The organism is Escherichia sp. MOD1-EC5495 (assembly GCF_002965965.1).
Taxonomy (GTDB): Bacteria; Pseudomonadota; Gammaproteobacteria; order Enterobacterales; family Enterobacteriaceae; genus Escherichia; species Escherichia ruysiae.
In genome coordinates, this window is sequence record NZ_PTRI01000035.1 from 1 (window position 1) to 26,243 (window position 26,243).

Consider the following 26,243-nt stretch of genomic DNA (forward strand, 5'->3'; position numbering starts at 1 on the left):
GTGAAGGCGGCCGTACCGTTGGCGCGGGCGTTGTAGCTAAAGTTCTGAGCTAATTACTCGTTAATTAGTTTTGAATTGAAAAGGGCGCTTCGGCGCCCTTTTTGCTGCCCGTAATTTGAGCTCGAAATATTTAGTCGTAATTTCGCTCGCTGAACTGTGGCGCAAATAAAACTGTGCTATTGTAATCATAACTATTCTCATTTACACTTTGCGCAGAATTTGAACGGGAGTAATCATGTACGTTTGTTTGTGTAATGGTGTAAGTGACAAAAAAATTCGCCAGGCAGTCCGTCAGTTTCATCCTCAGTCTTTCCAACAATTACGCAAGTTTATTCCTGTAGGAAATCAATGTGGTAAGTGCATTCGCGCCGCACGCGAAGTGATGCAGGACGAGTTGATGCAGATGCCAGAATTTAAAGAGATTGCCTGAAGCTCACGCTTATTTTTTGACATCCCGCTAGCCCCATCTACGCTCTAATAGTGGAAGCGGAGGGACTATAAAATGAAAGGTGATGTTAAAATCATAAATTATCTCAATAAACTATTGGGAAATGAGCTTGTCGCAATCAATCAGTATTTTCTCCATGCCCGAATGTTTAAAAACTGGGGCCTGATGCGTCTCAATGACGTCGAATACCATGAATCTATCGATGAGATGAAACACGCAGATAAATATATCGAGCGTATTTTGTTCTTAGAAGGAATCCCAAACTTACAGGATTTAGGCAAGCTGGGGATTGGTGAAGATGTTGAAGAGATGCTGCAATCCGACCTGCGATTAGAGCTGGAAGGTGCGAAGGATCTCCGTGAGGCTATCGCTTATGCCGACAGCGTTCATGACTATGTTAGCCGCGATATGATGATCGAGATCCTTGCAGATGAAGAAGGTCATATCGACTGGCTCGAAACTGAACTGGATCTCATCGGTAAAATCGGCCTGCAGAATTACCTGCAATCACAAATTAAAGTTAAAGATTAACTGCCAGTCAGCAAACTATCCCAGCCAACAACGAAACCCGCAGCCGCCAGAAATGGTCCAAAAGGCAGCGGGTTTTTTAATGATTCTTTTCCTCTCATGAGCAGACCAATAACTACGGCTCCGCAAGCGAATGAGGCAGCAAGGAAAACCAGCCGTGGTAAGAAGGCCCATGTATGCCAGGCACCAAGGGCGGCGAGAAATTTCACATCGCCATAGCCTAATCCTTCTTTATGTCGCAGTATGCGATAGCCCCAATAAATAACAGCGAATGCGCCGTAACCGATAGTCGCCCCCCATAATGCATCGGTTAACCCGGCAGGCTGACAAACTTGATAGAACAAAAGACCAGACCAGAGTAACGGGCAGGTAAATCTGTCAGGTAACAAGCCATGCTTTGCATCCCAGAAAAAAAGTAGGGCTGATAAACAAGCGTACAAAATCAGAAAGGGAAGGGTAGCGTCCATAAAATATCCTCTGTAGTTGGAGTATCACCATCGAATAACTTTGGATACTCAGCAACAGAGAAATCGCTGCTTTGTTAATCTGGTTCCGGTGAAAAACGCTATCTTCACAACCCTACAAATTTCGTGGAATGCAGCTCGCAATCTGCACGTTGCGATTAATTTCTACGCGATGCTTGCGTCAGGCTCAGATTTACGTATAATGCGCGGGCTTGTCGTAGTTGACAGCAGGTTCGATCTGAACCTCAGTTAGCCGAATTTGGCTACCTAACAATGCTCCCAATCGGGGGGCTACGTAAGAACGGTTACACTCTCCCATCAATCGTAATGGGTCTGAGGAGTAATCATTTTCGTTTATAAAATAATTGGAGCTCTGGTCTCATGCAGAACCAAAGAATCCGTATCCGCCTGAAAGCGTTTGATCATCGTCTGATCGATCAAGCAACCGCGGAAATCGTCGAGACTGCCAAGCGCACTGGTGCGCAGGTCCGTGGTCCGATCCCGCTGCCGACACGCAAAGAGCGTTTTACCGTTCTGATCTCCCCGCACGTCAACAAAGACGCGCGCGATCAGTACGAAATCCGTACTCACTTGCGTCTGGTTGACATCGTTGAGCCAACCGAGAAAACCGTTGATGCTCTGATGCGTCTGGATCTGGCTGCCGGTGTAGACGTGCAGATCAGCCTGGGTTAATCAGGTCATTGAGCGATTGAGAGGTTGAAACAATGATTGGTTTAGTCGGTAAAAAAGTGGGTATGACCCGTATCTTCACAGAAGACGGCGTTTCTATCCCAGTAACCGTAATCGAAGTTGAAGCAAACCGCGTTACTCAGGTTAAAGACCTGGCTAACGATGGCTACCGTGCTATTCAGGTAACCACCGGTGCTAAAAAAGCTAACCGTGTGACCAAGCCTGAAGCTGGCCACTTCGCTAAAGCTGGCGTAGAAGCTGGCCGTGGTCTGTGGGAATTCCGCCTGGCTGAAGGCGAAGAGTTCACTGTAGGTCAGAGCATTAGCGTCGAACTGTTTGCTGACGTTAAAAAAGTTGACGTAACTGGCACCTCTAAAGGTAAAGGTTTCGCAGGTACCGTTAAGCGCTGGAACTTCCGTACCCAGGACGCTACTCACGGTAACTCCTTGTCTCACCGCGTTCCGGGTTCTATCGGTCAGAACCAGACTCCGGGCAAAGTGTTCAAAGGCAAGAAAATGGCAGGTCAGATGGGTAACGAACGTGTAACCGTTCAGAGCCTTGACGTAGTACGCGTTGACGCTGAGCGCAACCTGCTGCTGGTTAAAGGTGCTGTTCCGGGTGCAACCGGTAGCGACCTGATCGTTAAACCAGCTGTGAAGGCGTAAGGAGATAGCAATGGAATTAGTATTGAAAGACGCGCAGAGCGCGCTGACTGTTTCCGAAACTACCTTCGGTCGTGATTTCAACGAAGCGCTGGTTCACCAGGTTGTTGTTGCTTATGCAGCTGGTGCTCGTCAGGGTACTCGTGCTCAGAAGACTCGTGCTGAAGTAACTGGTTCCGGTAAAAAACCGTGGCGCCAGAAAGGCACCGGCCGTGCGCGTTCTGGTTCTATCAAGAGCCCGATTTGGCGTTCTGGTGGCGTAACCTTCGCTGCTCGTCCGCAGGACCACAGTCAAAAAGTTAACAAGAAGATGTACCGCGGCGCGCTGAAAAGCATCCTGTCCGAACTGGTACGTCAGGATCGTCTGATCGTTGTCGAGAAGTTCTCTGTAGAAGCGCCGAAAACCAAGCTGCTGGCACAGAAACTGAAAGACATGGCTCTGGAAGATGTGCTGATCATCACCGGTGAGCTGGACGAAAACCTGTTCCTGGCTGCGCGCAACCTGCACAAGGTTGACGTACGCGATGCAACTGGTATCGACCCGGTTAGCCTGATCGCCTTCGACAAAGTCGTAATGACTGCTGATGCTGTTAAGCAAGTTGAGGAGATGCTGGCATGATTCGTGAAGAACGTCTGCTGAAGGTGCTGCGTGCACCGCACGTTTCTGAAAAAGCGTCTACTGCGATGGAAAAATCCAACACCATCGTACTCAAAGTTGCTAAAGACGCGACCAAAGCAGAAATCAAAGCTGCTGTGCAGAAACTGTTTGAAGTCGAAGTCGAAGTCGTTAACACCCTGGTAGTTAAAGGGAAAGTTAAACGTCACGGACAGCGTATCGGTCGTCGTAGCGACTGGAAAAAAGCTTACGTCACCCTGAAAGAAGGCCAGAATCTGGACTTCGTTGGCGGCGCTGAGTAAGTCGGAGGAGTAATACAATGGCAGTTGTTAAATGTAAACCGACATCTCCGGGTCGTCGCCACGTAGTTAAAGTGGTTAACCCTGAGCTGCACAAGGGCAAACCTTTTGCTCCGTTGCTGGAAAAAAACAGCAAATCCGGTGGTCGTAACAACAATGGCCGTATCACCACTCGTCATATCGGTGGTGGCCACAAGCAGGCTTACCGTATTGTTGACTTCAAACGCAACAAAGACGGTATCCCGGCAGTTGTTGAACGTCTTGAGTACGATCCGAACCGCTCCGCGAACATCGCGCTGGTTCTGTACAAAGACGGTGAACGCCGTTACATCCTGGCCCCTAAAGGCCTGAAAGCTGGCGACCAGATTCAGTCTGGCGTTGATGCTGCAATCAAACCAGGTAACACCCTGCCGATGCGCAACATCCCGGTTGGTTCTACTGTTCACAACGTAGAAATGAAACCAGGTAAAGGCGGTCAGCTGGCACGTTCCGCTGGTACTTACGTTCAGATCGTTGCTCGCGATGGTGCTTATGTCACCCTGCGTCTGCGTTCTGGTGAAATGCGTAAAGTAGAAGCAGACTGCCGTGCAACTCTGGGCGAAGTTGGCAATGCTGAGCATATGCTGCGCGTTCTGGGTAAAGCTGGTGCTGCACGCTGGCGTGGTGTTCGTCCTACCGTTCGCGGTACTGCGATGAACCCGGTAGACCACCCACATGGTGGTGGTGAAGGTCGTAACTTTGGTAAGCACCCGGTAACCCCGTGGGGCGTTCAGACCAAAGGTAAGAAGACCCGCAGCAACAAGCGTACTGATAAATTTATCGTACGTCGCCGTAGCAAATAATTTTAGAGGATAAGCCATGCCACGTTCTCTCAAGAAAGGTCCTTTTATTGACCTGCACTTGCTGAAGAAGGTAGAGAAAGCGGTGGAAAGCGGAGACAAGAAGCCCCTGCGCACTTGGTCCCGTCGTTCAACGATCTTTCCTAACATGATCGGTTTGACCATCGCTGTCCATAATGGTCGTCAGCACGTTCCGGTATTTGTAACCGACGAAATGGTTGGTCACAAACTGGGTGAATTCGCACCGACTCGTACTTATCGCGGCCATGCTGCTGATAAAAAAGCGAAAAAGAAATAAGGTAGGAGGAAGAGATGGAAACTATCGCTAAACATCGCCATGCTCGTTCTTCTGCTCAGAAGGTTCGCCTTGTTGCTGACCTGATTCGCGGTAAGAAAGTGTCGCAGGCTCTGGATATTCTGACCTACACCAATAAGAAAGCGGCTGTACTGGTTAAGAAAGTTCTGGAATCTGCCATTGCTAACGCTGAACACAACGATGGCGCTGACATTGACGATCTGAAAGTTACGAAAATTTTCGTAGACGAAGGCCCGAGCATGAAGCGCATTATGCCGCGTGCAAAAGGTCGTGCAGATCGCATCCTGAAGCGCACCAGCCACATCACTGTGGTTGTGTCCGATCGCTGAGACTCTGGAGACTAGCAATGGGTCAGAAAGTACATCCTAATGGTATTCGCTTGGGTATTGTAAAACCATGGAACTCTACCTGGTTTGCGAACACCAAAGAATTCGCTGACAACCTGGACAGCGATTTTAAAGTACGTCAGTACCTGACTAAGGAACTGGCTAAAGCGTCCGTATCTCGTATCGTTATCGAGCGTCCGGCTAAGAGCATCCGTGTAACCATTCACACCGCTCGCCCGGGTATCGTTATCGGTAAGAAAGGTGAAGACGTAGAAAAACTGCGTAAGGTCGTAGCGGACATCGCTGGCGTTCCTGCACAGATCAACATCGCCGAAGTTCGTAAGCCTGAACTGGACGCAAAACTGGTTGCTGACAGCATCACTTCTCAGCTGGAACGTCGCGTAATGTTCCGTCGTGCTATGAAGCGTGCTGTACAGAACGCAATGCGTCTGGGCGCTAAAGGTATTAAAGTTGAAGTTAGCGGCCGTCTGGGCGGCGCGGAAATCGCACGTACCGAATGGTACCGCGAAGGTCGCGTACCGCTGCACACTCTGCGTGCTGACATCGACTACAACACCTCTGAGGCGCACACCACTTACGGTGTAATCGGCGTTAAAGTGTGGATCTTCAAAGGCGAGATCCTGGGTGGTATGGCTGCTGTTGAACAACCGGAAAAACCGGCTGCGCAACCTAAAAAGCAGCAGCGTAAAGGCCGTAAATAAGGAGCGTCGCTGATGTTACAACCAAAGCGTACAAAATTCCGTAAAATGCACAAAGGCCGTAACCGCGGTCTGGCGCAGGGTACGGATGTTAGCTTCGGCAGCTTCGGTCTGAAAGCTGTTGGCCGTGGTCGTCTGACTGCCCGTCAGATCGAAGCAGCACGTCGTGCTATGACCCGTGCAGTTAAGCGTCAAGGTAAGATCTGGATCCGTGTGTTCCCGGACAAACCGATCACTGAAAAGCCGCTGGCAGTGCGTATGGGTAAAGGTAAAGGTAACGTGGAGTATTGGGTTGCCTTGATTCAGCCGGGTAAAGTCCTGTATGAAATGGACGGTGTTCCGGAAGAGCTGGCCCGTGAAGCATTCAAGCTGGCAGCAGCGAAACTGCCGATTAAAACCACCTTTGTAACTAAGACGGTGATGTAATGAAAGCAAAAGAGCTGCGTGAGAAGAGCGTTGAAGAGCTGAACACCGAGCTGCTGAACCTGCTGCGTGAGCAGTTCAACCTGCGTATGCAGGCTGCAAGTGGCCAGCTGCAACAGTCTCACCTGTTGAAGCAAGTGCGTCGCGATGTCGCACGCGTTAAGACTTTACTGAACGAGAAGGCGGGTGCGTAATGACCGATAAAATCCGTACTCTGCAAGGTCGCGTTGTTAGCGACAAAATGGAGAAATCCATTGTTGTTGCTATCGAACGTTTTGTGAAACACCCGATCTACGGTAAATTCATCAAGCGTACGACCAAACTGCACGTACATGACGAGAACAACGAATGCGGTATCGGTGACGTGGTTGAAATCCGCGAATGCCGTCCGCTGTCCAAGACTAAATCCTGGACGCTGGTTCGCGTTGTAGAGAAAGCGGTTCTGTAATACAGTACACTCTCTCGATACGAATAAACGGCTCAGAAATGAGCCGTTTATTTTTTCTACCCATATCTTTGAAGCGGTGTTATAATGCCGCGCCCTCGATATGGGGATTTTTAACGACCTGATTTTCGGGTCTCAGTAGTAGTTGACATTAGCGGAGCACTAAAATGATCCAAGAACAGACTATGCTGAACGTCGCCGACAACTCCGGTGCACGTCGCGTAATGTGTATCAAGGTTCTGGGTGGCTCGCACCGTCGCTACGCAGGCGTAGGCGACATCATCAAGATCACCATCAAAGAAGCAATTCCGCGTGGTAAGGTCAAAAAAGGTGATGTGCTGAAGGCGGTAGTGGTGCGCACCAAGAAGGGTGTTCGTCGCCCGGACGGTTCTGTCATTCGCTTCGATGGTAATGCTTGTGTTCTTCTGAACAACAACAGCGAGCAGCCTATCGGTACGCGTATTTTTGGGCCGGTAACTCGTGAGCTTCGTAGTGAGAAGTTCATGAAAATTATCTCTCTGGCACCAGAAGTACTCTAAGGAGCGAATCATGGCAGCGAAAATCCGTCGTGATGACGAAGTTATCGTGTTAACCGGTAAAGATAAAGGTAAACGCGGTAAAGTTAAGAATGTCCTGTCTTCCGGCAAGGTCATTGTTGAAGGTATCAACCTGGTTAAGAAACACCAGAAGCCGGTTCCGGCTCTGAACCAACCGGGTGGCATCGTTGAAAAAGAAGCCGCTATTCAGGTTTCCAACGTAGCAATCTTCAATGCGGCAACCGGCAAGGCTGACCGTGTAGGCTTTAGATTCGAAGACGGTAAAAAAGTCCGTTTCTTCAAGTCTAACAGCGAAACTATCAAGTAATTTGGAGTAGTACGATGGCGAAACTGCATGATTACTACAAAGACGAAGTAGTTAAAAAACTCATGACTGAGTTTAACTACAATTCTGTCATGCAAGTCCCTCGGGTCGAGAAGATCACCCTGAACATGGGTGTTGGTGAAGCGATCGCTGACAAAAAACTGCTGGATAACGCAGCAGCAGACCTGGCAGCAATCTCCGGTCAAAAACCGCTGATCACCAAAGCACGCAAATCTGTTGCAGGCTTCAAAATCCGTCAGGGCTATCCGATCGGCTGTAAAGTAACTCTGCGTGGCGAACGCATGTGGGAGTTCTTTGAGCGCCTGATCACTATTGCTGTACCTCGTATCCGTGACTTCCGTGGCCTGTCCGCTAAGTCTTTCGACGGTCGTGGTAACTACAGCATGGGTGTCCGTGAGCAGATCATCTTCCCAGAAATCGACTACGATAAAGTCGACCGCGTTCGTGGTTTGGATATTACCATTACCACTACTGCGAAATCTGACGAAGAAGGCCGTGCTCTGCTGGCTGCCTTTGACTTCCCGTTCCGCAAGTAAGGTAGGGTTACTAAATGGCTAAGCAATCAATGAAAGCACGCGAAGTAAAACGCGTAGCTTTAGCTGATAAATACTTCGCGAAACGCGCTGAACTGAAAGCGATCATCTCTGATGTGAACGCTTCCGACGAAGATCGTTGGAATGCTGTTCTCAAGCTGCAGACTCTGCCGCGTGATTCCAGCCCGTCTCGTCAGCGTAACCGCTGCCGTCAAACAGGTCGTCCGCATGGTTTCCTGCGGAAGTTCGGGTTGAGCCGTATTAAGGTCCGTGAAGCCGCTATGCGCGGTGAAATCCCGGGTCTGAAAAAGGCTAGCTGGTAATTGTCACCAATTGAATCACGGGAGTAAAGACAGATGAGCATGCAAGATCCGATCGCGGATATGCTGACCCGTATCCGTAACGGTCAGGCCGCGAACAAAGCTGCGGTCACCATGCCTTCCTCCAAGCTGAAAGTGGCAATCGCCAACGTGCTGAAGGAAGAAGGTTTTATTGAAGATTTTAAAGTTGAAGGCGACACCAAGCCTGAACTGGAACTGACTCTTAAGTATTTCCAGGGCAAAGCTGTTGTAGAAAGCATTCAGCGTGTCAGCCGCCCAGGTCTGCGCATCTATAAACGTAAAGATGAGCTGCCGAAAGTTATGGCGGGTCTGGGTATCGCAGTTGTTTCTACCTCTAAAGGTGTTATGACTGATCGTGCAGCGCGCCAGGCTGGTCTTGGTGGCGAAATTATCTGCTACGTAGCCTAATCGGAGGAAAAAATGTCTCGTGTTGCTAAAGCACCGGTCGTTGTTCCTGCCGGCGTTGATGTAAAAATCAACGGTCAGGTTATTACGATCAAAGGTAAAAACGGCGAGCTGACTCGTACTCTCAACGATGCTGTTGAAGTTAAACATGCAGATAATACCCTGACCTTCGGTCCGCGTGATGGTTACGCAGACGGTTGGGCTCAGGCTGGTACCGCGCGTGCCCTGCTGAACTCAATGGTTATCGGTGTTACCGAAGGCTTCACTAAGAAGCTGCAGCTGGTTGGTGTAGGTTACCGTGCAGCGGTTAAAGGCAATGTGATTAACCTGTCTCTGGGTTTCTCTCATCCTGTTGACCATCAGCTGCCTGCGGGTATCACTGCTGAATGTCCGACTCAGACTGAAATCGTGCTGAAAGGCGCTGATAAGCAGGTGATCGGTCAGGTTGCAGCGGATCTGCGCGCCTACCGTCGTCCTGAGCCTTACAAAGGCAAGGGTGTTCGTTACGCCGACGAAGTCGTGCGTACCAAAGAGGCTAAGAAGAAGTAAGGTAACACTATGGATAAGAAATCTGCTCGTATCCGTCGTGCGACCCGCGCACGCCGCAAGCTCCAGGAGCTGGGCGCAACTCGCCTGGTGGTACATCGTACCCCGCGTCACATTTACGCACAGGTAATTGCACCGAACGGTTCTGAAGTTCTGGTAGCTGCTTCTACTGTAGAAAAAGCTATCGCTGAACAACTGAAGTACACCGGTAACAAAGACGCGGCTGCAGCTGTGGGTAAAGCTGTCGCTGAACGCGCTCTGGAAAAAGGCATCAAAGATGTATCCTTTGACCGTTCCGGGTTCCAATATCATGGTCGTGTCCAGGCACTGGCAGATGCTGCCCGTGAAGCTGGCCTTCAGTTCTAAGGTAGAGGTGTAAGATGGCTCACATCGAAAAACAAGCTGGCGAACTGCAGGAAAAGCTGATCGCGGTAAACCGCGTATCTAAAACCGTTAAAGGTGGTCGTATTTTCTCCTTCACAGCTCTGACTGTAGTTGGTGATGGTAACGGTCGCGTTGGTTTTGGTTACGGTAAAGCGCGTGAAGTTCCAGCAGCGATCCAGAAAGCGATGGAAAAAGCCCGTCGCAATATGATTAACGTCGCGCTGAATAACGGCACTCTGCAACACCCTGTTAAAGGTGTTCACACGGGTTCTCGCGTATTCATGCAGCCGGCTTCCGAAGGTACCGGTATCATCGCCGGTGGTGCAATGCGCGCCGTTCTGGAAGTCGCTGGGGTTCATAACGTTCTGGCTAAAGCATATGGTTCCACCAACCCGATCAACGTGGTTCGTGCAACTATTGATGGCCTGGAAAATATGAGTTCTCCAGAAATGGTCGCTGCCAAGCGTGGTAAATCCGTTGAAGAAATTCTGGGGAAATAAACCATGGCAAAGACTATTAAAATTACTCAAACCCGCAGTGCAATCGGTCGTCTGCCGAAACACAAGGCAACGCTGCTTGGCCTGGGTCTGCGTCGTATTGGTCACACCGTAGAGCGCGAGGATACTCCTGCTATTCGCGGTATGATCAACGCGGTTTCCTTCATGGTTAAAGTTGAGGAGTAAGAGATGCGTTTAAATACTCTGTCTCCGGCCGAAGGCTCCAAAAAGGCGGGTAAACGCCTGGGTCGTGGTATCGGTTCTGGCCTCGGTAAAACCGGTGGTCGTGGTCACAAAGGTCAGAAATCTCGTTCTGGCGGTGGCGTACGTCGCGGTTTCGAAGGTGGTCAGATGCCTCTGTACCGTCGTCTGCCGAAATTCGGCTTCACTTCTCGTAAAGCAGCGATTACAGCCGAAGTTCGTCTGTCTGACCTGGCTAAAGTAGAAGGCGGTGTTGTAGACCTGAATACGCTGAAAGCGGCTAACATTATCGGTATCCAGATCGAGTTCGCGAAAGTGATCCTGGCTGGCGAAGTAACTACTCCGGTAACTGTTCGTGGCCTGCGTGTTACTAAAGGCGCTCGTGCTGCTATCGAAGCTGCTGGCGGTAAAATCGAGGAATAAGTAGCAGATGGCTAAACAACCGGGATTAGATTTTCAAAGTGCCAAAGGTGGCTTAGGCGAGCTGAAACGCAGACTGCTGTTTGTTATCGGTGCGCTGATTGTGTTCCGTATTGGCTCTTTTATTCCGATCCCTGGTATTGATGCCGCTGTACTTGCCAAACTGCTTGAGCAACAGCGAGGCACCATCATTGAGATGTTTAACATGTTCTCTGGTGGTGCTCTCAGCCGTGCTTCTATCTTTGCTCTGGGGATCATGCCGTATATTTCGGCGTCGATCATTATCCAGCTGCTGACGGTGGTTCACCCAACGCTGGCAGAAATTAAGAAAGAAGGGGAGTCTGGTCGTCGTAAGATCAGCCAGTACACCCGTTACGGTACTCTGGTGCTGGCAATATTCCAGTCGATCGGTATTGCTACCGGTCTGCCGAATATGCCTGGTATGCAAGGCCTGGTTATTAACCCGGGCTTTGCATTCTACTTCACCGCTGTTGTAAGTCTGGTCACGGGAACCATGTTCCTGATGTGGTTGGGCGAACAGATCACTGAACGAGGTATCGGCAACGGTATTTCAATCATTATCTTCGCCGGTATTGTCGCGGGACTCCCGCCAGCCATTGCCCATACTATCGAGCAAGCGCGTCAAGGCGACCTGCACTTCCTCGTGTTGCTGTTGGTTGCAGTATTAGTATTTGCAGTGACGTTCTTTGTTGTATTTGTTGAGCGTGGTCAACGCCGCATTGTGGTAAACTACGCGAAACGTCAGCAAGGTCGTCGTGTCTATGCTGCACAGAGCACACATTTACCGCTGAAAGTGAATATGGCGGGGGTAATCCCGGCAATCTTCGCTTCCAGTATTATTCTGTTCCCGGCGACCATCGCGTCATGGTTCGGGGGCGGTACTGGTTGGAACTGGCTGACAACAATTTCGCTGTATTTGCAGCCTGGGCAACCGCTTTATGTGTTACTCTATGCGTCTGCAATCATCTTCTTCTGTTTCTTCTACACGGCGTTGGTTTTCAACCCGCGTGAAACAGCAGATAACCTGAAGAAGTCCGGTGCATTTGTACCAGGAATTCGTCCGGGAGAGCAAACGGCGAAGTATATCGATAAAGTAATGACCCGTCTGACCCTGGTTGGTGCGTTGTACATTACCTTTATCTGCCTGATCCCGGAGTTCATGCGTGATGCAATGAAAGTACCGTTCTACTTCGGTGGGACCTCACTGCTTATCGTTGTTGTCGTGATTATGGACTTTATGGCTCAAGTGCAAACTCTGATGATGTCCAGTCAGTATGAGTCTGCATTGAAGAAGGCGAACCTGAAAGGCTACGGCCGATAATTGGTCGCCCGAGAAGTTACGGAGAGTAAAAATGAAAGTTCGTGCTTCCGTCAAGAAATTATGCCGTAACTGCAAAATCGTTAAGCGTGATGGTGTCATCCGTGTGATTTGCAGTGCCGAGCCGAAGCATAAACAGCGCCAAGGCTGATTTATTCGCATATTTTTCTTGCAAAGTTGGGTTGAGCTGGCTAGATTAGCCAGCCAATCTTTTGTATGTCTGTGCGTTTCCATTTGAGTATCCTGAAAACGGGCTTTTCAGCATGGAACGTACATATTAAATAGTAGGAGTGCATAGTGGCCCGTATAGCAGGCATTAACATTCCTGATCATAAGCATGCCGTAATCGCATTAACTTCGATTTATGGCGTCGGCAAGACCCGTTCCAAAGCCATCCTGGCTGCAGCGGGTATCGCTGAAGATGTTAAGATCAGTGAGCTGTCTGAAGGACAAATCGACACGCTGCGTGACGAAGTTGCCAAATTTGTCGTTGAAGGTGATCTGCGCCGTGAAATCAGCATGAGCATCAAGCGCCTGATGGATCTTGGTTGCTATCGCGGTTTGCGTCATCGTCGTGGTCTCCCGGTTCGCGGTCAGCGTACCAAGACCAACGCACGTACCCGTAAGGGTCCGCGCAAACCGATCAAGAAATAATCGGGGTGATTGAATAATGGCAAAGGCACCAATTCGTGCACGTAAACGTGTAAGAAAACAAGTCTCTGACGGCGTGGCTCATATCCATGCTTCTTTCAACAACACCATCGTGACTATCACTGATCGTCAGGGTAACGCGTTGGGTTGGGCAACTGCCGGTGGTTCCGGTTTCCGTGGTTCTCGCAAATCCACTCCGTTTGCAGCTCAGGTTGCAGCAGAGCGTTGCGCTGACGCCGTGAAAGAATACGGCATCAAGAATCTGGAAGTTATGGTTAAAGGTCCGGGTCCAGGCCGCGAATCTACTATTCGTGCTCTGAACGCCGCAGGTTTCCGCATCACTAACATTACTGATGTGACTCCGATCCCTCATAACGGTTGTCGTCCGCCGAAAAAACGTCGCGTATAACGCTTCGTTTTCCAGGTTTGTTGGAGAAAGAAAATGGCAAGATATTTGGGTCCTAAGCTCAAGCTGAGCCGTCGTGAGGGCACCGACTTATTCCTTAAGTCTGGCGTTCGCGCGATCGATACCAAGTGTAAAATTGAACAAGCTCCTGGCCAGCACGGTGCGCGTAAACCGCGTCTGTCTGACTATGGTGTGCAGTTGCGTGAAAAGCAAAAAGTTCGCCGTATCTATGGTGTGCTGGAGCGTCAGTTCCGTAACTACTATAAAGAAGCAGCACGTCTGAAAGGCAACACCGGTGAAAACCTGTTGGCTCTGCTGGAAGGTCGTCTGGACAACGTTGTATACCGTATGGGCTTCGGTGCCACTCGTGCAGAAGCACGTCAGCTGGTTAGCCATAAAGCAATTATGGTAAACGGTCGTGTTGTTAACATCGCTTCTTATCAGGTTAGTCCGAATGACGTTGTAAGCATTCGTGAGAAAGCGAAGAAGCAGTCTCGCGTGAAAGCCGCTCTGGAGCTGGCTGAGCAGCGTGAAAAGCCAACCTGGCTGGAAGTTGATGCTGGCAAGATGGAAGGTACGTTTAAGCGTAAGCCGGAGCGTTCTGATCTGTCTGCGGACATTAACGAACACCTGATCGTCGAGCTTTACTCCAAGTAAAGCTTAGTACCAAAGAGAGGACACAATGCAGGGTTCTGTGACAGAGTTTCTAAAACCGCGCCTGGTTGATATCGAGCAAGTGAGTTCGACGCACGCCAAGGTGACCCTTGAGCCTTTAGAGCGTGGCTTTGGCCATACTCTGGGTAACGCACTGCGCCGTATTCTGCTCTCATCGATGCCGGGTTGCGCGGTGACCGAGGTTGAGATTGATGGTGTACTACATGAGTACAGCACCAAAGAAGGCGTTCAGGAAGATATCCTGGAAATCCTGCTCAACCTGAAAGGGCTGGCGGTGAGAGTTCAGGGCAAAGATGAAGTTATTCTTACCTTGAATAAATCTGGCATTGGCCCTGTGACTGCAGCCGATATCACCCACGACGGTGATGTCGAAATCGTCAAGCCGCAGCACGTGATCTGCCACCTGACCGATGAGAACGCGTCTATTAGCATGCGTATCAAAGTTCAGCGCGGTCGTGGTTATGTGCCGGCTTCTACCCGAATTCATTCGGAAGAAGATGAGCGCCCAATCGGCCGTCTGCTGGTCGACGCATGCTACAGCCCTGTAGAGCGTATTGCCTACAATGTTGAAGCAGCGCGTGTAGAACAGCGTACCGACCTGGACAAGCTGGTCATCGAAATGGAAACCAACGGCACAATCGATCCTGAAGAGGCGATTCGTCGTGCGGCAACCATTCTGGCTGAACAACTGGAAGCTTTCGTTGACTTACGTGATGTACGTCAGCCGGAAGTGAAAGAAGAGAAACCAGAGTTCGATCCGATCCTGCTGCGCCCTGTTGACGATCTGGAATTGACTGTCCGCTCTGCTAACTGCCTTAAAGCAGAAGCTATCCACTATATCGGTGATCTGGTACAGCGTACCGAGGTTGAGCTCCTTAAAACGCCTAACCTTGGTAAAAAATCTCTTACTGAGATTAAAGACGTGCTGGCTTCCCGTGGACTGTCTCTGGGTATGCGCCTGGAAAACTGGCCACCGGCAAGCATCGCTGACGAGTAACCGGATCACAGGTTAAGGTTTTACTGAGAAGGATAAGGTCATGCGCCATCGTAAGAGTGGTCGTCAACTGAACCGCAACAGCAGCCATCGCCAGGCTATGTTCCGCAATATGGCAGGTTCACTGGTTCGTCATGAAATCATCAAGACGACTCTGCCTAAAGCGAAAGAGCTGCGCCGCGTAGTTGAGCCGCTGATTACTCTTGCCAAGACTGATAGCGTTGCTAATCGTCGTCTGGCATTCGCCCGTACTCGTGATAACGAGATCGTGGCAAAACTGTTTAACGAACTGGGCCCGCGTTTCGCGAGCCGTGCCGGTGGTTACACTCGTATTCTGAAGTGTGGTTTCCGTGCAGGCGACAACGCGCCGATGGCTTACATCGAGCTGGTTGATCGTTCAGAGAAAGCAGAAGCTGCTGCAGAGTAATCTGAAGCAACGTAAAAAAACCCGCCCCGGCGGGTTTTTTTATACCTGTAGTATCCCCACTTATCTACAATAGCTGTACTCTTTTTGTTCATCCCCTGGAGTATTTATGTGGTTACTTGACCAGTGGGCAGAGCGCCATATATCAGAAGCGCAAGCGAAAGGTGAGTTTGATAACCTGCCAGGTAGCGGCGAACCATTGATACTTGATGATGATTCCCACGTGCCACCGGAATTACGTGCGGGGTATCGCTTGTTGAAGAATGCCGGTTACTTACCTCCAGAACTTGAACAGCGAAAGGAGGCAATTCAACTTCTGGATATCCTCAAAGGCATTCGCCAGGACGATCCGCAATATCATGAGATTAGTCGTCGGTTGTTATTACTGGAGTTAAAGCTGCGACAAGCAGGATTGAGCACCGATTTTTTACCTGGCGTGTATGCTGAAAAATTGTTGAATAAAATCAATGATAACTAATGGAGTAAATATGTATCGCATTGGTGAGCTGGCAAAACTTGCGGAAGCAACGCCTGACACGATTCGTTATTACGAAAAGCAACAAATGATGGATCATGAAGTACGTACCGAAGGTGGTTTTCGTCTTTATACCGAAAGCGATCTCCGACGTTTGAAGTTTATTCGTCACGCCAGACAGCTCGGTTTCAGCCTTGAGTCGATCCGAGAATTACTGTCGATCCGTATCGATCCTGAACACCATACCTGTCAGGAATCAAAAGGCATTGTGCAGGAAAGATTACAGGAAGTGGAAGCGCGGATAGCCGAGTTGCAGAGTATGCAACGTTCTCTGCAACGGCTTAATGATGCCTGTTGTGGGACGGCTCATAGCAGCGTTTATTGCTCGATTCTTGAAGCTCTTGAGCAAGGAGCGAGTGGCGTTAAGAGTGGCTGTTGATTTATTGCACTGGCGGGATTACACTCGCGCCGTTAAACAACCAACTGGAGTTTTTATGAGCCGATATCAGCATACTAAAGGGCAGATAAAGGATAATGCGATAGAAGCATTACTGCATGACCCCCTGTTCAGACAACGCGTAGAGAAAAATAAAAAAGGGAAAGGCAGCTATATGCGAAAAGGAAAACATGGCAATCGGGGGAACTGGGAGGCCAGTGGCAAGAAAGTGAATCGCTTTTTTACCACTGGCCTTCTGCTTTCTGGCGCTTGTTAAGAGCGGTTATTCTGCTCTTTCAGCAAATCACGAATTTCTGTCAGTAATACTTCTTCTTTAGTTGGTGCTGGAGCCGCCGCTGGTTCTTCTTTTTTCCGATTCAGTTTGTTGATTAGCTTAATCGCCATAAAGATGGCAAAGGCAACAATCAGGAAATCAAATACGTTTTGAATGAAGACGCCGTAATGCATAACAACAGCGGGTACATCCCCCTGCGCATCGCGTAATGTGACAGCAAACTGTTTAAAGTCGATCCCGCCAATTAATAAACCCAGTGGCGGCATGATGATATCGGCAACCAGTGAGGAGACAATCTTACCGAATGCCGCGCCGATAATGACACCCACTGCCAAATCCACCACGTTCCCGCGCATCGCAAATTCGCGAAATTCTTTAATAATGCTCATGTTATTCTCCCTATGAAACTGACATTTATAAGTCTAACAAATGTTAAGCTATTTTCCTGCCAGGAATGAATTTAATTAATCCTTGATAAGCAAAGGGAAATAATAAGGCGTCATTAGACGCCTTATTAATTACAAAAAGAAAGGGCTTGGCTGGAAGAGTCTTTCGACGTCGGTAATAAACTTTTTATCTGTGAGGAACATAATTACGTGATCGCCTTGCTCAATGCGTAAATTATCATTAGCAATCATCACGTCGTTTCCACGTACCACCGCACCGATAATTGTCCCAGGCGGCAGTTTAATTTCATCAATAACCCGACCAACAACACGAGAAGTGCTCTCATCACCGTGAGCAACAGCTTCAATAGCTTCAGCCACACCTCGACGGAGTGAGGAAACACCAACAATATCAGCTTTTCGCACATGACTAAGCAACGCGGAAATAGTTGCTTGTTGCGGTGAAATCGCAATATCGATCACGCTTCCTTGAACCAGATCCACATAAGCGCGACGCTGGATCAACACCATCACCTTTTTCGCCCCCATACGTTTGGCAAGCATGGCGGACATGATATTGGCTTCGTCATCGTTGGTGACGGCAATAAACAGATCAACTTGATCAATATGTTCTTCAGCCAGCAGTTCCTGATCCGACGCATCGCCAAAAAAGACGATAGTATTCTGCAACTTTTCCGCCAATTCGGCTGCGCGCTGCTGATTACGTTCGATGAGTTTGACGCTGTAATCTTTTTCCAGACGACGCGCCAGTCCAGCGCCGATATTGCCGCCGCCTACCAGCATAATCCGCTTATACGGTTTTTCCAGACGTTGTAATTCGCTCATCACCGCGCGGATATGTTGTGAAGCGGCAATAAAGAACACTTCATCACCAGCTTCAACGATGGTCGAACCTTGCGGACGAATGGGGCGATCGTGGCGGAAAATTGCTGCCACACGAGTATCGATATGTGGCATATGTTCGCGCATGGTCGAAAGTGCATTACCAATCAGCGGGCCACCATAATAGGCTTTAACCACAGCCAGGCTGACTTTACCCTCAGCGAAGTTCACCACCTGCAATGCGCCGGGATATTCAATCAGTCGGTAAATATTATCGATAACCAACTGCTCTGGTGCGATCAGATGATCAATCGGTACGGCATCAGAATGGAATAGCTTATCAGCATCTCGAACGTAGTCCGGCGAGCGGATACGAGCGATGCGATTAGGGGTGTTGAAAAGTGAGTAGGCTACCTGGCAGGCAACCATATTAGTTTCATCTGAACTGGTTACAGCAACCAGCATATCGGCGTCGTCGGCACCGGCCTCCCGCAATACGCGTGGATGAGAGCCATGCCCCTGCACAACACGCAGGTCAAATTTATCCTGCAAGGTTCGCAGACGCTCACCATTAGTATCGACAACGGTAATATCGTTGTTCTCACCAACCAGGTTTTCCGCCAGCGTGCCGCCAACCTGACCGGCACCCAGAATGATAATTTTCATCAGTCGCGACCCGTTATCTCATCACTTTTTGATTAGCTTAGCGTAAAAGAAGCCGTCGCCTTCTTCGGAGCCTGGCAGATTTTGCTTACCAGGTTGCTCTGGTGTTCCTGTTTCGCAAAGTACGGCATCATCCGTACGTTGCAAAAAGGCTTTAATCTGCTGGCTATTCTCTTCCGGTAACACCGAACAGGTGGCATAAACCAGGGTTCCACCGGATTTTAAATGCGGCCAGATGGCGTCAAGAATTTCAGACTGCAACTGCGCGAGTTCCGGGATATCGCGGTCGCGACGCAACCATTTAATATCCGGATGGCGACGAATTACACCGGTTGCCGAACAAGGCGCATCTAATAAAATGCGATCAAACTGTTGCTCGCCGCACCATTGGGAAGGGTAACGGCCATCACCTTGTTTCACGGTTGCCTTCATACCAAGGCGTTTTAAATTGTCGTAAACGCGAGAAAGGCGCTGTTCGTCAATATCAACCGCCAGCACTTGCGCTTCTGGTGCCACCTCAAGGATATGTGTTGTTTTACCGCCGGGGGCGGCACAAAGATCCAGAATGTGTTCACCGTTTTGTGGAGCAAGCCAGGTCATGCAACCTTGTGCTGATGCATCCTGAACGGTAACCCATCCTTCTTCAAAACCTGGTAGCGCATGAACCGGCGCGGGTGTTTCCAGGCGTACAGCATCCGGGTAATCCGCATGTGGGAAGCCTTTCATGCCTGCTTCTTCCAGAAGTGCAATCCAGCTATCGCGAGAATGATGCGTACGATTAACGCGCAGCCACATCGGCGGGCGTTGGTTATTGGCTTCAACGATAGATTGCCACTGCTCTGGATACGCTTTTTGCAGACGCTTCAGCAACCAGGAAGGATGTAGATAACGTGCATCACTGGCATTAAACTCGGCTAATAACTCTTCTTGCTGACGCTGGAACTGGCGTAATACGCCGTTAATCAACCCTTTAAGCTGCGGGCGTTTAATCGCAACTGCGCCTTCAACTGTTTCCGCAAGCGCGGCGTGTGGCGGAATACGGGTATAAAGTAGTTGGTACAGTCCGACCATAATCAGGTAATGCACGGTCCGCTGTTTGCCGGTCATCGGACGGGCCATTAACTTATTAATCAGCCAGTCTAGCTGTGAGAGCGTACGCAGTACGCCAAAGCACAACTCTTGAAGAAGTGCTTTGTCTTTATCGGAAACTTTTTGCTGTAGCGGTGGCAGAATGTTGCTTAATGATTGCCCTTGCTCGACGACTTGTTCAATGGCCTGGGCCGCCATGCTACGTAAATTACGTTGTTTTTTCATAAGTATAAAAATAAAAATGCCCGGCAAGACCGGGCTTAGAAGAGTGGACTATCAGGCCAGACGGTTGCCCGGAACAAACCATTCCCGACGAGAATTCAGGAGGTCTTGCGCGCTCATCGCTTTCTTACCCGCAGGTTGTAACGAGAGCAGGTTCAGGATGCCATCACCAGTCGCAACCTGGATGCCTTGTTTGTTGGCTTCAAGGATCGTTCCTGGTGCAGCGTTGGTTGCCGTATCAATGACCGACGCTTTCCAGACTTTAACCGGCTGTCCTTCAATTTCCAGCCAGCTCATTGGCCATGGATTGAAAGCGCGAATGCATCGTTCAAGCTGTGCTGCCGAAAGTGACCAGTCAATACGCGCTTCTTCTTTACTCAACTTTTCGGCGTAAGTGACAAGAGTTTCGTCCTGAACTTCTGGTTTCGCCGTGCCGTCTGCCAGTTGTTTCAACGTGGTGATAAGCCCTTGTGGGCCAAGCTCTGCCAGTTTGTCGTACAGCGTACCACTGGTATCTTCTGCGGTAATCGGGCAGGAGAGTTTATAAAGCATGTCGCCGGTGTCCAAACCGACATCCATTTGCATAATGGTCACGCCAGTTTCTGCATCACCCGCCCATAACGAACGTTGGATTGGCGCGGCACCGCGCCAGCGAGGCAGCAGTGAACCATGAACATTGATACAGCCGAGACGTGGCATCTCCAGCACAGCTTTAGGCAGAATCAGCCCATAAGCGACGACAACCATAATATCAGCTTGTAGATCGGCGACCAATTGCTGGTTTTCTTGTGGACGCAAGGAAACAGGCTGAAAAACGGGTAAGCCTTTTTCTTCAGCCAGCACTTTGACCGGACTGGGCATCAGCTTTTTGCCGCGTCCTGCTGGTCGGTCAGGTTGGGTAAACACGCCAACAACGTTATGTCCAGAAGACAACAGCGCGTCAAGATGACGCGCTGCAAAGTCAGGTGTACCCGCAAAAATAATACGTAGTGATTCTGACACGTTAATTCTTATCCTTAAGCCCGGGCTTTCAGACGATCCAGTTTTTCAACTTTCTGACGAATACGTTGTTGTTTTAGCGGTGACAGGTAATCCATAAACAGTTTGCCAACCAGATGATCCATCTCATGCTGAATACAGATGGCTAACAGACCGTCTGCTTCCAGTTCAAATGGTTTACCGTCGCGGTCCAGGGCGCGAATTTTCACTTTCTCTGCGCGCGGTACTAAAGCACGTTGTTCAGGGATCGACAGGCAACCTTCTTCAATGCCTGTTTCGCCGCTTTTTTCTAAAAGCTCCGGATTGATTAACACCAACCGTTCGTCACGGTTTTCCGAAACATCAATAACAATGATACGTTGATGGATATCAACCTGGGTTGCCGCCAGGCCAATACCTTCTTCTGCGTACATCGTCTCGAACATATCATCGACGATACGCTGAATTTCTGCATTCACTTCTTCTACCGGTTTAGCAACTTTGCGAAGCCGCTCGTCCGGAATATGTAACACTTGCAAAACTGACATAAATCTCCAGAGATGTGTTCAGGAGTTAGAAAGATTATTTCTTCTATTCTAGACAAATCCCCCTCTGATTGACAGCATCACTGACCAATCGCAAAGATTGCTAAGGCTGCTTATGGCAGGGAGATAAGGATGGTCGATACAGAAATTTGGCTGCGTCTGATGAGCATCAGCAGCTTGTACGGCGATGATATGGTCCGTATGGCTCACGCGTTGGCGAAACTACCACACATTGATGTTGTTATATTGCAACAAGTAGGGCTTTCCTTACGACAGGCACAGCGTTTCCTCTCTTTTTCGCAGAAGAGTCTGGATAGTGCGCTTATGTGGCTTGAGCAACCTAACCATCATTTTATCCCAGCGGATAGCGAATTTTACCCTCCTCAACTTCTCGCAACGGTTGATTATCCCGGAGCTCTGTTTGTTGCCGGGGAGCTTCCCGCATTGCGATCATTTCAGCTTGCCGTCGTGGGAAGTCGTGCTCATTCATGGTATGGCGAACGCTGGGGACGATTATTTTGCGAATCGCTGGCGACACGTGGCGTAACGATTACCAGTGGACTGGCGCGTGGAATCGATGGTGTGGCGCATAAAGCGGCGGTACAGGTAAATGGCGTTAGTATTGCGGTGCTGGGAAATGGACTCAATACCATTCATCCGCGTCGCCATATCCAACTCGCCGCTAGTCTGCTTGAACAGGGAGGCGCGATCGTTTCCGAATTTCCGCTGGATGTTCCACCACTGTCTTACAATTTCCCGCGAAGAAATCGCATTATCAGTGGTCTAAGTAAAGGTGTACTGGTGGTAGAAGCTGCTTTACGCAGTGGTTCTTTGGTGACAGCACGTTGTGCGCTTGAACAGGGGCGAGAAGTTTTTGCCTTGCCCGGTCCATTAGGGAGTCCGGGAAGCGAAGGGTCTCACTGGTTAATAAAACAAGGAGCGACTCTTGTGACGGAACCGGAAGAAATTCTGGAAAATTTGCAATACGGACTGCACTGGTTGCCAGATGCCCCTGAAAATTCATTTTATTCACCAGATCAGGAAGACGTGGCATTGCCATTTCCTGAGCTCCTGGCTAACGTAGGAGATGAGGTAACACCTGTTGACGTCGTCGCTGAACGTGCCGGCCAACCTGTGCCAGAGGTAGTTACTCAACTACTAGAACTGGAGTTAGCAGGGTGGATCGCAGCAGTACCCGGCGGCTATGTCCGATTGAGGAGGGCATGCCATGTTCGACGTACTAATGTATTTGTTTGAAACCTATATTCACACAGAAGCTGAGTTGCGTGTGGATCAAGACAAACTTGAACAGGATCTTACCGACGCAGGATTTGATCGAGAAGATATCTACAATGCCCTGCTTTGGCTGGAAAAGCTTGCTGATTATCAGGAAGGACTGGCAGAACCGATGCAACTGGCCTCTGATCCACTCTCCATGCGTATTTATACCCCTGAAGAGTGCGAAAGACTGGATGCCAGCTGTCGTGGATTTCTGCTTTTCCTTGAGCAAATTCAGGTGCTTAACCTTGAAACCCGTGAAATGGTGATAGAGCGAGTGCTCGCGCTGGATACCGCAGAGTTCGACCTGGAAGACCTGAAATGGGTAATCCTGATGGTGTTATTCAACATTCCGGGCTGCGAAAATGCGTACCAGCAAATGGAAGAATTACTCTTTGAAGTGAATGAAGGTATGCTGCATTAATTATTTCTTTAATTCAGCATAAGTTGTTATGGCGAAATCAGCACTGTTCACGGTGCGTAATAATGAGTCCTGCCCAAAGTGCGGGGCTGAACTGGTTATTCGATCCGGGAAACACGGTCCGTTTCTTGGATGCTCACAGTATCCGGCGTGTGACTACGTCCGTCCTCTGAAGTCTTCAGCGGATGGACATATCGTCAAAGTTCTGGAGGGGCAGGTTTGCCCTGTATGTAGCGCAAATCTGGTATTACGCCAGGGACGCTTTGGTATGTTTATTGGCTGCAGTAACTACCCTGAATGCGAACATACTGAACTTATTGATAAACCGGACGAAACGGCAATTACATGTCCCCAATGTCGGACGGGCCATCTGGTTCAGCGCCGCTCCCGTTATGGCAAAACATTCCATTCCTGTGATCGCTACCCGGAGTGTCAATTTGCCATTAACTTCAAACCCATAGCTGGAGAATGCCCTGAGTGTCATTATCCGCTACTCATCGAAAAGAAAACCGCGCAGGGTGTTAAACACTTTTGTGCCAGTAAACAATGTGGAAAGCCGGTTTCGGCGGAATAATAACGTGAATAATAACCTGCAAGGAGACGCTATCGCAGCTGCGATAGATGTCCTCAATGAAGAACGTGTCATCGCCTATCCAACGGAAGCCGTTTTCGGTGTTGGGTGCGATCCTGATAGCGAAACAGCAGTGATGCGACTGTTGGAGTTAAAACAGCGTCCGGTTGATAAGGGGCTGATTTTAATCGCGGCAAATTACGAGCAGCTCAAACCTTATATTGATGACAGTATGCTGACGGACGCGCAGCGTGAATCCATTTTTTCTCGCTGGCCAGGTCCAGTTACCTTTGTCTTTCCCGCGCCGGCGACAACACCGCGCTGGCTAACAGGCCGCTTTGATTCGCTTGCTGTACGAGTCACCGACCATCCGTTGGTGATTGCTTTGTGCCAGGCTTATGGTAAACCGCTGGTTTCTACCAGTGCCAACTTGAGTGGATTGCCACCTTGTCGAACAGTCGACGAAGTTCGCGCACAATTTGGTGCGGAGTTCCCGGTTGTGCCTGGTGAGACGGGGGGGCGTTTAAATCCTTCAGAAATCCGCGATGCCCTGACGGGTGAATTGTTTCGACATGGGTAAGTTGATGGAAACCTATGCTGTTTTTGGTAATCCGATAGCCCACAGCAAATCGCCATTCATTCATCAGCAATTTGCGCAGCAGCTGAATATTGAACATCCCTATGGGCGCGTGTTGGCACCCATTAATGATTTCATCAACACACTGAATGCATTCTTTGCCGCTGGTGGTAAAGGTGCGAATGTGACAGTGCCTTTTAAAGAAGAGGCTTTTGCCAGAGCGGATGCACTCACTGAACGGGCTGCATTGGCTGGCGCTGTTAATACCCTCAAGCGGTTAGAAGATGGACGCCTGCTGGGTGACAATACCGATGGCGTAGGTTTGTTAAGCGATCTGGAACGTCTCTCTTTTATCCGCTCTGGCTTACGTATTCTGCTTATTGGCGCTGGCGGGGCGTCTCGTGGTGTATTACTGCCGCTCCTTTCCCTGGGCTGTGCGGTAACAATTACTAATCGGACGGTTTCCCGCGCGGAAGAGTTAGCAAAATTGTTTGCGCACACTGGAAGTGTTCAGGCGTTGGGTATGGACGAACTGGAAGGTCACGAGTTCGATCTTATTATTAACGCGACATCCAGTGGCATTAGTGGTGATATTCCAGCGATTCCAGCATCGCTTATTCATCCAGGTATTTGTTGTTATGACATGTTCTATCAGAAAGGGAAAACGCCTTTTCTGACATGGTGTGAGCTGCAAGGCTCAAAGCGTAATGCTGATGGATTAGGAATGCTGGTGGCACAGGCGGCACATGCTTTCCTTCTTTGGCATGGTGTCCTGCCTGACGTAGAACCAGTTATCAAACAATTGCAACAGGAGTTGTCAGCGTGAATCAGGCCATCCAGTTTCCAGACAGGGAGGAGTGGAATGAGAGCAAAAAATGCGTATGTTTTCCCGCTCTGGTGAACGGTATGCAACTGACTTGTGCAATTACTGGCGAAAGTCTGGCGAATCGCTTTACAGGGGATACGCCAGAACAGTACATAGCGAATTTTCGTCAGCATCGCTGGGACCTGGAAGAAGAAGCAGAAAGCTTAATTCAGGCTCAAAGCGAAGATGATCAAGGTTGGGTTTGGTTGCTTTGATCCAGATACTCGTCTTTCCATTTCACGTAGTTATTAGCTGAATAGCGTAACCCAGACTTTTCTTCATCAGTTAACGGGCGGATCTGCTTGACGGGGCTACCGAGATACAGATATCCGCTCTCCAGCCGTTTATTTTGTGGGACAAGGCTACCCGCCCCAATCATCACATCATCTTCTACTATTGCGCCATCAAGTAAAATTGAGCCCATCCCAACCAGCACACGATTGCCAATGGTGCAGCCGTGGAGCATCACTTTATGTCCAACCGTAACGTCTTCGCCGACGACCAACGGATTGCCTTGTGGATTAGCCGTTGATTTATGGGTCACGTGTAAAACGCTGCCATCCTGGATATTGGTTCGGGCGCCGATCTGAACATAATTAACATCACCACGAATTACAACAAGTGGCCAGATCCCCACATCATCGGCCAACCGAACATCACCAATAACCACACTACTACTGTCGATCATGACTCGCTGACCGATTTGTGGAAAAAGATCCCGGTATGGGCGTAGAGTGTCTGACATACTTACCTCAACGAAAAATGATTTATCTATGACTTTGGGTGCTTTATTAGCCTTGCGCAAGTGTTTTGCTATGTAAAAATGCGCCATTTTGCATGTGAATGCAGCAAAAAGGATGAAAAAACAACAAACAGAAAAGAAGATCAAAAAAGTGCTTGTGCAAAAAATTGGGATCCCTATAATGCGCCTCCGTTGAGACGACAACGTGAAACACTTCACAAGATGTTCGTAACAACGAAGAGAAAAAATCCTGAAATTCAGGGTTGACTCTGAAAGAGGAAAGCGTAATATACGCCACCTCGCGACAGTGAGCTGAAAGCCGCGTCGCAACTGCTCTTTAACAATTTATCAGACAATCTGTGTGGGCACTCGAAGATACGGATT

The 26,243-nt window shown here is 49.4% G+C and carries 46 protein-coding genes; 39 read left to right on the forward strand and 7 right to left on the reverse strand.

Going from position 1 to position 26,243, the window contains the following annotated elements:
• Window positions 1-235 precede the first annotated feature (235 nt).
• Window positions 236-430 (forward strand): bacterioferritin-associated ferredoxin, encoded by a 195-nt coding sequence (bfd, locus tag BEG40_RS20410; protein WP_000289090.1) that lies wholly within the window; start codon window positions 236-238, stop codon window positions 428-430.
• Window positions 431-502: 72 nt separating this feature from the next.
• Complete coding sequence (bfr, locus tag BEG40_RS20415) at window positions 503-979, forward strand: bacterioferritin (protein WP_000675515.1); 477 nt, start codon at window positions 503-505, stop codon at window positions 977-979.
• Here bfr and BEG40_RS20420 read toward each other — a convergent pair.
• Window positions 976-1,443 carry a prepilin peptidase gene (locus BEG40_RS20420; RefSeq protein WP_105286028.1) on the reverse strand — a complete coding sequence of 156 codons (468 nt, stop codon included), beginning with the start codon at window positions 1,441-1,443 and terminating at the stop codon, window positions 976-978. The genes bfr and BEG40_RS20420 overlap by 4 nt on opposite strands.
• Before the next feature lie 378 nt (window positions 1,444-1,821).
• Here BEG40_RS20420 and rpsJ point away from each other — a divergent pair, with 378 nt between their 5' ends.
• The 31 genes from rpsJ to arfA all read left to right on the forward strand — a co-directional run bounded on the left by rpsJ (window position 1,822) and on the right by arfA (window position 16,661).
• Complete coding sequence (gene rpsJ / locus BEG40_RS20430; protein WP_001181004.1) at window positions 1,822-2,133, forward strand: 30S ribosomal protein S10; 312 nt, start codon at window positions 1,822-1,824, stop codon at window positions 2,131-2,133.
• A gap of 32 nt (window positions 2,134-2,165) precedes the next feature.
• Window positions 2,166-2,795, forward strand: coding sequence for a 50S ribosomal protein L3 (gene rplC, locus BEG40_RS20435; protein WP_000579833.1), 630 nt, complete (start codon window positions 2,166-2,168; stop codon window positions 2,793-2,795).
• 10 nt (window positions 2,796-2,805) lie between these two features.
• Window positions 2,806-3,411 (forward strand): 50S ribosomal protein L4, encoded by a 606-nt coding sequence (rplD, locus tag BEG40_RS20440; RefSeq protein WP_000424395.1) that lies wholly within the window; start codon window positions 2,806-2,808, stop codon window positions 3,409-3,411.
• The gene (gene rplW, locus BEG40_RS20445; RefSeq protein ID WP_000617544.1) at window positions 3,408-3,710 is read left to right on the forward strand and encodes a 50S ribosomal protein L23; all 303 of its coding nucleotides are present in this window, start codon (window positions 3,408-3,410) and stop codon (window positions 3,708-3,710) included. Before rplD ends, rplW begins: the two co-directional genes overlap by 4 nt.
• 17 nt (window positions 3,711-3,727) lie before the next feature.
• Window positions 3,728-4,549 (forward strand): 50S ribosomal protein L2, encoded by an 822-nt coding sequence (rplB, locus tag BEG40_RS20450; RefSeq protein ID WP_000301864.1) that lies wholly within the window; start codon window positions 3,728-3,730, stop codon window positions 4,547-4,549.
• Window positions 4,550-4,565: 16 nt separating this feature from the next.
• Window positions 4,566-4,844, forward strand: coding sequence for a 30S ribosomal protein S19 (gene rpsS / locus BEG40_RS20455; RefSeq protein ID WP_001138117.1), 279 nt, complete (start codon window positions 4,566-4,568; stop codon window positions 4,842-4,844).
• Window positions 4,845-4,858: 14 nt separating this feature from the next.
• Window positions 4,859-5,191: a 50S ribosomal protein L22 gene (gene rplV / locus BEG40_RS20460; RefSeq protein WP_000447529.1), complete on the forward strand. Its 333-nt coding sequence runs from the start codon at window positions 4,859-4,861 to the stop codon at window positions 5,189-5,191.
• 17 nt (window positions 5,192-5,208) lie between these two features.
• A complete protein-coding gene (gene rpsC, locus BEG40_RS20465) occupies window positions 5,209-5,910 on the forward strand; it encodes a 30S ribosomal protein S3 (protein WP_000529945.1) in 702 nt (233 codons plus the stop codon).
• Window positions 5,911-5,922: 12 nt separating this feature from the next.
• Window positions 5,923-6,333, forward strand: a complete 411-nt coding sequence (rplP, locus tag BEG40_RS20470; RefSeq protein WP_000941212.1) for a 50S ribosomal protein L16 — start codon at window positions 5,923-5,925, stop codon at window positions 6,331-6,333.
• Window positions 6,333-6,524 (forward strand): 50S ribosomal protein L29, encoded by a 192-nt coding sequence (rpmC, locus tag BEG40_RS20475; RefSeq protein WP_000644741.1) that lies wholly within the window; start codon window positions 6,333-6,335, stop codon window positions 6,522-6,524. Before rplP ends, rpmC begins: the two co-directional genes overlap by 1 nt.
• Window positions 6,524-6,778: a 30S ribosomal protein S17 gene (gene rpsQ / locus BEG40_RS20480; protein WP_000130100.1), complete on the forward strand. Its 255-nt coding sequence runs from the start codon at window positions 6,524-6,526 to the stop codon at window positions 6,776-6,778. The genes rpmC and rpsQ overlap by 1 nt, the downstream gene beginning before the upstream one ends.
• Before the next feature lie 164 nt (window positions 6,779-6,942).
• Window positions 6,943-7,314, forward strand: coding sequence for a 50S ribosomal protein L14 (gene rplN, locus BEG40_RS20485; protein WP_000613955.1), 372 nt, complete (start codon window positions 6,943-6,945; stop codon window positions 7,312-7,314).
• 10 nt (window positions 7,315-7,324) lie between these two features.
• Window positions 7,325-7,639, forward strand: coding sequence for a 50S ribosomal protein L24 (gene rplX / locus BEG40_RS20490; protein WP_000729185.1), 315 nt, complete (start codon window positions 7,325-7,327; stop codon window positions 7,637-7,639).
• A gap of 14 nt (window positions 7,640-7,653) precedes the next feature.
• Complete coding sequence (gene rplE / locus BEG40_RS20495; protein WP_001096200.1) at window positions 7,654-8,193, forward strand: 50S ribosomal protein L5; 540 nt, start codon at window positions 7,654-7,656, stop codon at window positions 8,191-8,193.
• 14 nt (window positions 8,194-8,207) lie between these two features.
• Window positions 8,208-8,513: a 30S ribosomal protein S14 gene (rpsN, locus tag BEG40_RS20500; protein ID WP_001118930.1), complete on the forward strand. Its 306-nt coding sequence runs from the start codon at window positions 8,208-8,210 to the stop codon at window positions 8,511-8,513.
• A gap of 33 nt (window positions 8,514-8,546) precedes the next feature.
• On the forward strand, window positions 8,547-8,939 hold the full coding sequence (gene rpsH, locus BEG40_RS20505) for a 30S ribosomal protein S8 (protein WP_000062611.1): 393 nt from the start codon (window positions 8,547-8,549) through the stop codon (window positions 8,937-8,939).
• Between the two features lie 12 nt (window positions 8,940-8,951).
• Window positions 8,952-9,485 carry a 50S ribosomal protein L6 gene (rplF, locus tag BEG40_RS20510; RefSeq protein WP_000091945.1) on the forward strand — a complete coding sequence of 178 codons (534 nt, stop codon included), beginning with the start codon at window positions 8,952-8,954 and terminating at the stop codon, window positions 9,483-9,485.
• A gap of 9 nt (window positions 9,486-9,494) precedes the next feature.
• Window positions 9,495-9,848, forward strand: coding sequence for a 50S ribosomal protein L18 (gene rplR, locus BEG40_RS20515; protein ID WP_000358960.1), 354 nt, complete (start codon window positions 9,495-9,497; stop codon window positions 9,846-9,848).
• Window positions 9,849-9,862: 14 nt separating this feature from the next.
• Window positions 9,863-10,366 (forward strand): 30S ribosomal protein S5, encoded by a 504-nt coding sequence (gene rpsE, locus BEG40_RS20520; protein WP_000940122.1) that lies wholly within the window; start codon window positions 9,863-9,865, stop codon window positions 10,364-10,366.
• Between the two features lie 3 nt (window positions 10,367-10,369).
• Window positions 10,370-10,549, forward strand: coding sequence for a 50S ribosomal protein L30 (gene rpmD / locus BEG40_RS20525; RefSeq protein WP_001140433.1), 180 nt, complete (start codon window positions 10,370-10,372; stop codon window positions 10,547-10,549).
• Between the two features lie 3 nt (window positions 10,550-10,552).
• Window positions 10,553-10,987 (forward strand): 50S ribosomal protein L15, encoded by a 435-nt coding sequence (gene rplO, locus BEG40_RS20530; protein WP_001238917.1) that lies wholly within the window; start codon window positions 10,553-10,555, stop codon window positions 10,985-10,987.
• Window positions 10,988-10,994: 7 nt separating this feature from the next.
• The gene (gene secY, locus BEG40_RS20535; protein ID WP_001118861.1) at window positions 10,995-12,326 is read left to right on the forward strand and encodes a preprotein translocase subunit SecY; all 1,332 of its coding nucleotides are present in this window, start codon (window positions 10,995-10,997) and stop codon (window positions 12,324-12,326) included.
• A 31-nt stretch (window positions 12,327-12,357) separates the two neighbouring features.
• Entirely contained in the window at window positions 12,358-12,474 is a 117-nt protein-coding gene (rpmJ, locus tag BEG40_RS20540; protein ID WP_000868187.1) for a 50S ribosomal protein L36, read from the forward strand.
• 146 nt (window positions 12,475-12,620) lie between these two features.
• Window positions 12,621-12,977: a 30S ribosomal protein S13 gene (gene rpsM / locus BEG40_RS20545; RefSeq protein WP_000090775.1), complete on the forward strand. Its 357-nt coding sequence runs from the start codon at window positions 12,621-12,623 to the stop codon at window positions 12,975-12,977.
• 16 nt (window positions 12,978-12,993) lie between these two features.
• On the forward strand, window positions 12,994-13,383 hold the full coding sequence (gene rpsK, locus BEG40_RS20550) for a 30S ribosomal protein S11 (RefSeq protein ID WP_001029684.1): 390 nt from the start codon (window positions 12,994-12,996) through the stop codon (window positions 13,381-13,383).
• A 33-nt stretch (window positions 13,384-13,416) separates the two neighbouring features.
• A complete protein-coding gene (gene rpsD / locus BEG40_RS20555) occupies window positions 13,417-14,037 on the forward strand; it encodes a 30S ribosomal protein S4 (RefSeq protein ID WP_000135224.1) in 621 nt (206 codons plus the stop codon).
• A 25-nt stretch (window positions 14,038-14,062) separates the two neighbouring features.
• Window positions 14,063-15,052, forward strand: coding sequence for a DNA-directed RNA polymerase subunit alpha (locus tag BEG40_RS20560; protein WP_001162094.1), 990 nt, complete (start codon window positions 14,063-14,065; stop codon window positions 15,050-15,052).
• Between the two features lie 40 nt (window positions 15,053-15,092).
• On the forward strand, window positions 15,093-15,476 hold the full coding sequence (gene rplQ / locus BEG40_RS20565; protein WP_001216368.1) for a 50S ribosomal protein L17: 384 nt from the start codon (window positions 15,093-15,095) through the stop codon (window positions 15,474-15,476).
• Between the two features lie 106 nt (window positions 15,477-15,582).
• Complete coding sequence (locus BEG40_RS20570) at window positions 15,583-15,951, forward strand: DnaJ family domain-containing protein (RefSeq protein WP_105286029.1); 369 nt, start codon at window positions 15,583-15,585, stop codon at window positions 15,949-15,951.
• A 10-nt stretch (window positions 15,952-15,961) separates the two neighbouring features.
• The gene (gene zntR / locus BEG40_RS20575) at window positions 15,962-16,387 is read left to right on the forward strand and encodes a Zn(2+)-responsive transcriptional regulator (protein WP_000285592.1); all 426 of its coding nucleotides are present in this window, start codon (window positions 15,962-15,964) and stop codon (window positions 16,385-16,387) included.
• 55 nt (window positions 16,388-16,442) lie between these two features.
• Window positions 16,443-16,661: an alternative ribosome-rescue factor ArfA gene (arfA, locus tag BEG40_RS20580; RefSeq protein WP_000092701.1), complete on the forward strand. Its 219-nt coding sequence runs from the start codon at window positions 16,443-16,445 to the stop codon at window positions 16,659-16,661.
• Here arfA and mscL read toward each other — a convergent pair.
• The 5 genes from mscL to def all read right to left on the reverse strand — a co-directional run bounded on the left by mscL (window position 16,658) and on the right by def (window position 21,408).
• Complete coding sequence (mscL, locus tag BEG40_RS20585; RefSeq protein ID WP_000022446.1) at window positions 16,658-17,068, reverse strand: large-conductance mechanosensitive channel protein MscL; 411 nt, start codon at window positions 17,066-17,068, stop codon at window positions 16,658-16,660. The genes arfA and mscL overlap by 4 nt on opposite strands.
• 129 nt (window positions 17,069-17,197) lie before the next feature.
• Entirely contained in the window at window positions 17,198-18,574 is a 1,377-nt protein-coding gene (gene trkA / locus BEG40_RS20590) for a Trk system potassium transporter TrkA (protein ID WP_000691382.1), read from the reverse strand.
• Window positions 18,575-18,595: 21 nt separating this feature from the next.
• A complete protein-coding gene (gene rsmB, locus BEG40_RS20595) occupies window positions 18,596-19,885 on the reverse strand; it encodes a 16S rRNA (cytosine(967)-C(5))-methyltransferase RsmB (RefSeq protein ID WP_105286030.1) in 1,290 nt (429 codons plus the stop codon).
• A 51-nt stretch (window positions 19,886-19,936) separates the two neighbouring features.
• A complete protein-coding gene (gene fmt, locus BEG40_RS20600) occupies window positions 19,937-20,884 on the reverse strand; it encodes a methionyl-tRNA formyltransferase (protein WP_105282826.1) in 948 nt (315 codons plus the stop codon).
• Window positions 20,885-20,898: 14 nt separating this feature from the next.
• Entirely contained in the window at window positions 20,899-21,408 is a 510-nt protein-coding gene (gene def, locus BEG40_RS20605; RefSeq protein ID WP_000114984.1) for a peptide deformylase, read from the reverse strand.
• A 129-nt stretch (window positions 21,409-21,537) separates the two neighbouring features.
• On the opposite strand from def, the gene dprA reads away from it, so the two are divergent.
• The 6 genes from dprA to BEG40_RS20635 are packed head-to-tail and all read left to right on the forward strand — an operon-like array spanning window position 21,538 to window position 25,332.
• Window positions 21,538-22,662 carry a DNA-protecting protein DprA gene (dprA, locus tag BEG40_RS20610; RefSeq protein ID WP_105286031.1) on the forward strand — a complete coding sequence of 375 codons (1,125 nt, stop codon included), beginning with the start codon at window positions 21,538-21,540 and terminating at the stop codon, window positions 22,660-22,662.
• Window positions 22,634-23,107: a DUF494 family protein Smg gene (smg, locus tag BEG40_RS20615; RefSeq protein ID WP_000460672.1), complete on the forward strand. Its 474-nt coding sequence runs from the start codon at window positions 22,634-22,636 to the stop codon at window positions 23,105-23,107. The genes dprA and smg overlap by 29 nt, the downstream gene beginning before the upstream one ends.
• A 28-nt stretch (window positions 23,108-23,135) precedes the next feature.
• Entirely contained in the window at window positions 23,136-23,678 is a 543-nt protein-coding gene (locus BEG40_RS20620) for a DNA topoisomerase family protein (RefSeq protein ID WP_010357255.1), read from the forward strand.
• 4 nt (window positions 23,679-23,682) lie between these two features.
• Window positions 23,683-24,255, forward strand: a complete 573-nt coding sequence (gene tsaC / locus BEG40_RS20625) for an L-threonylcarbamoyladenylate synthase type 1 TsaC (protein WP_105286032.1) — start codon at window positions 23,683-23,685, stop codon at window positions 24,253-24,255.
• Window positions 24,256-24,259: 4 nt separating this feature from the next.
• Entirely contained in the window at window positions 24,260-25,078 is an 819-nt protein-coding gene (gene aroE / locus BEG40_RS20630) for a shikimate dehydrogenase (RefSeq protein WP_105286035.1), read from the forward strand.
• Entirely contained in the window at window positions 25,075-25,332 is a 258-nt protein-coding gene (locus tag BEG40_RS20635; protein ID WP_001070586.1) for a DUF1488 family protein, read from the forward strand. The genes aroE and BEG40_RS20635 overlap by 4 nt, the downstream gene beginning before the upstream one ends.
• On the opposite strand, the gene BEG40_RS20640 is transcribed toward BEG40_RS20635, so the two are convergent.
• Window positions 25,308-25,862: a gamma carbonic anhydrase family protein gene (locus tag BEG40_RS20640; RefSeq protein ID WP_123058483.1), complete on the reverse strand. Its 555-nt coding sequence runs from the start codon at window positions 25,860-25,862 to the stop codon at window positions 25,308-25,310. The genes BEG40_RS20635 and BEG40_RS20640 overlap by 25 nt on opposite strands.
• Window positions 25,863-26,243: the final 381 nt, after the last annotated feature.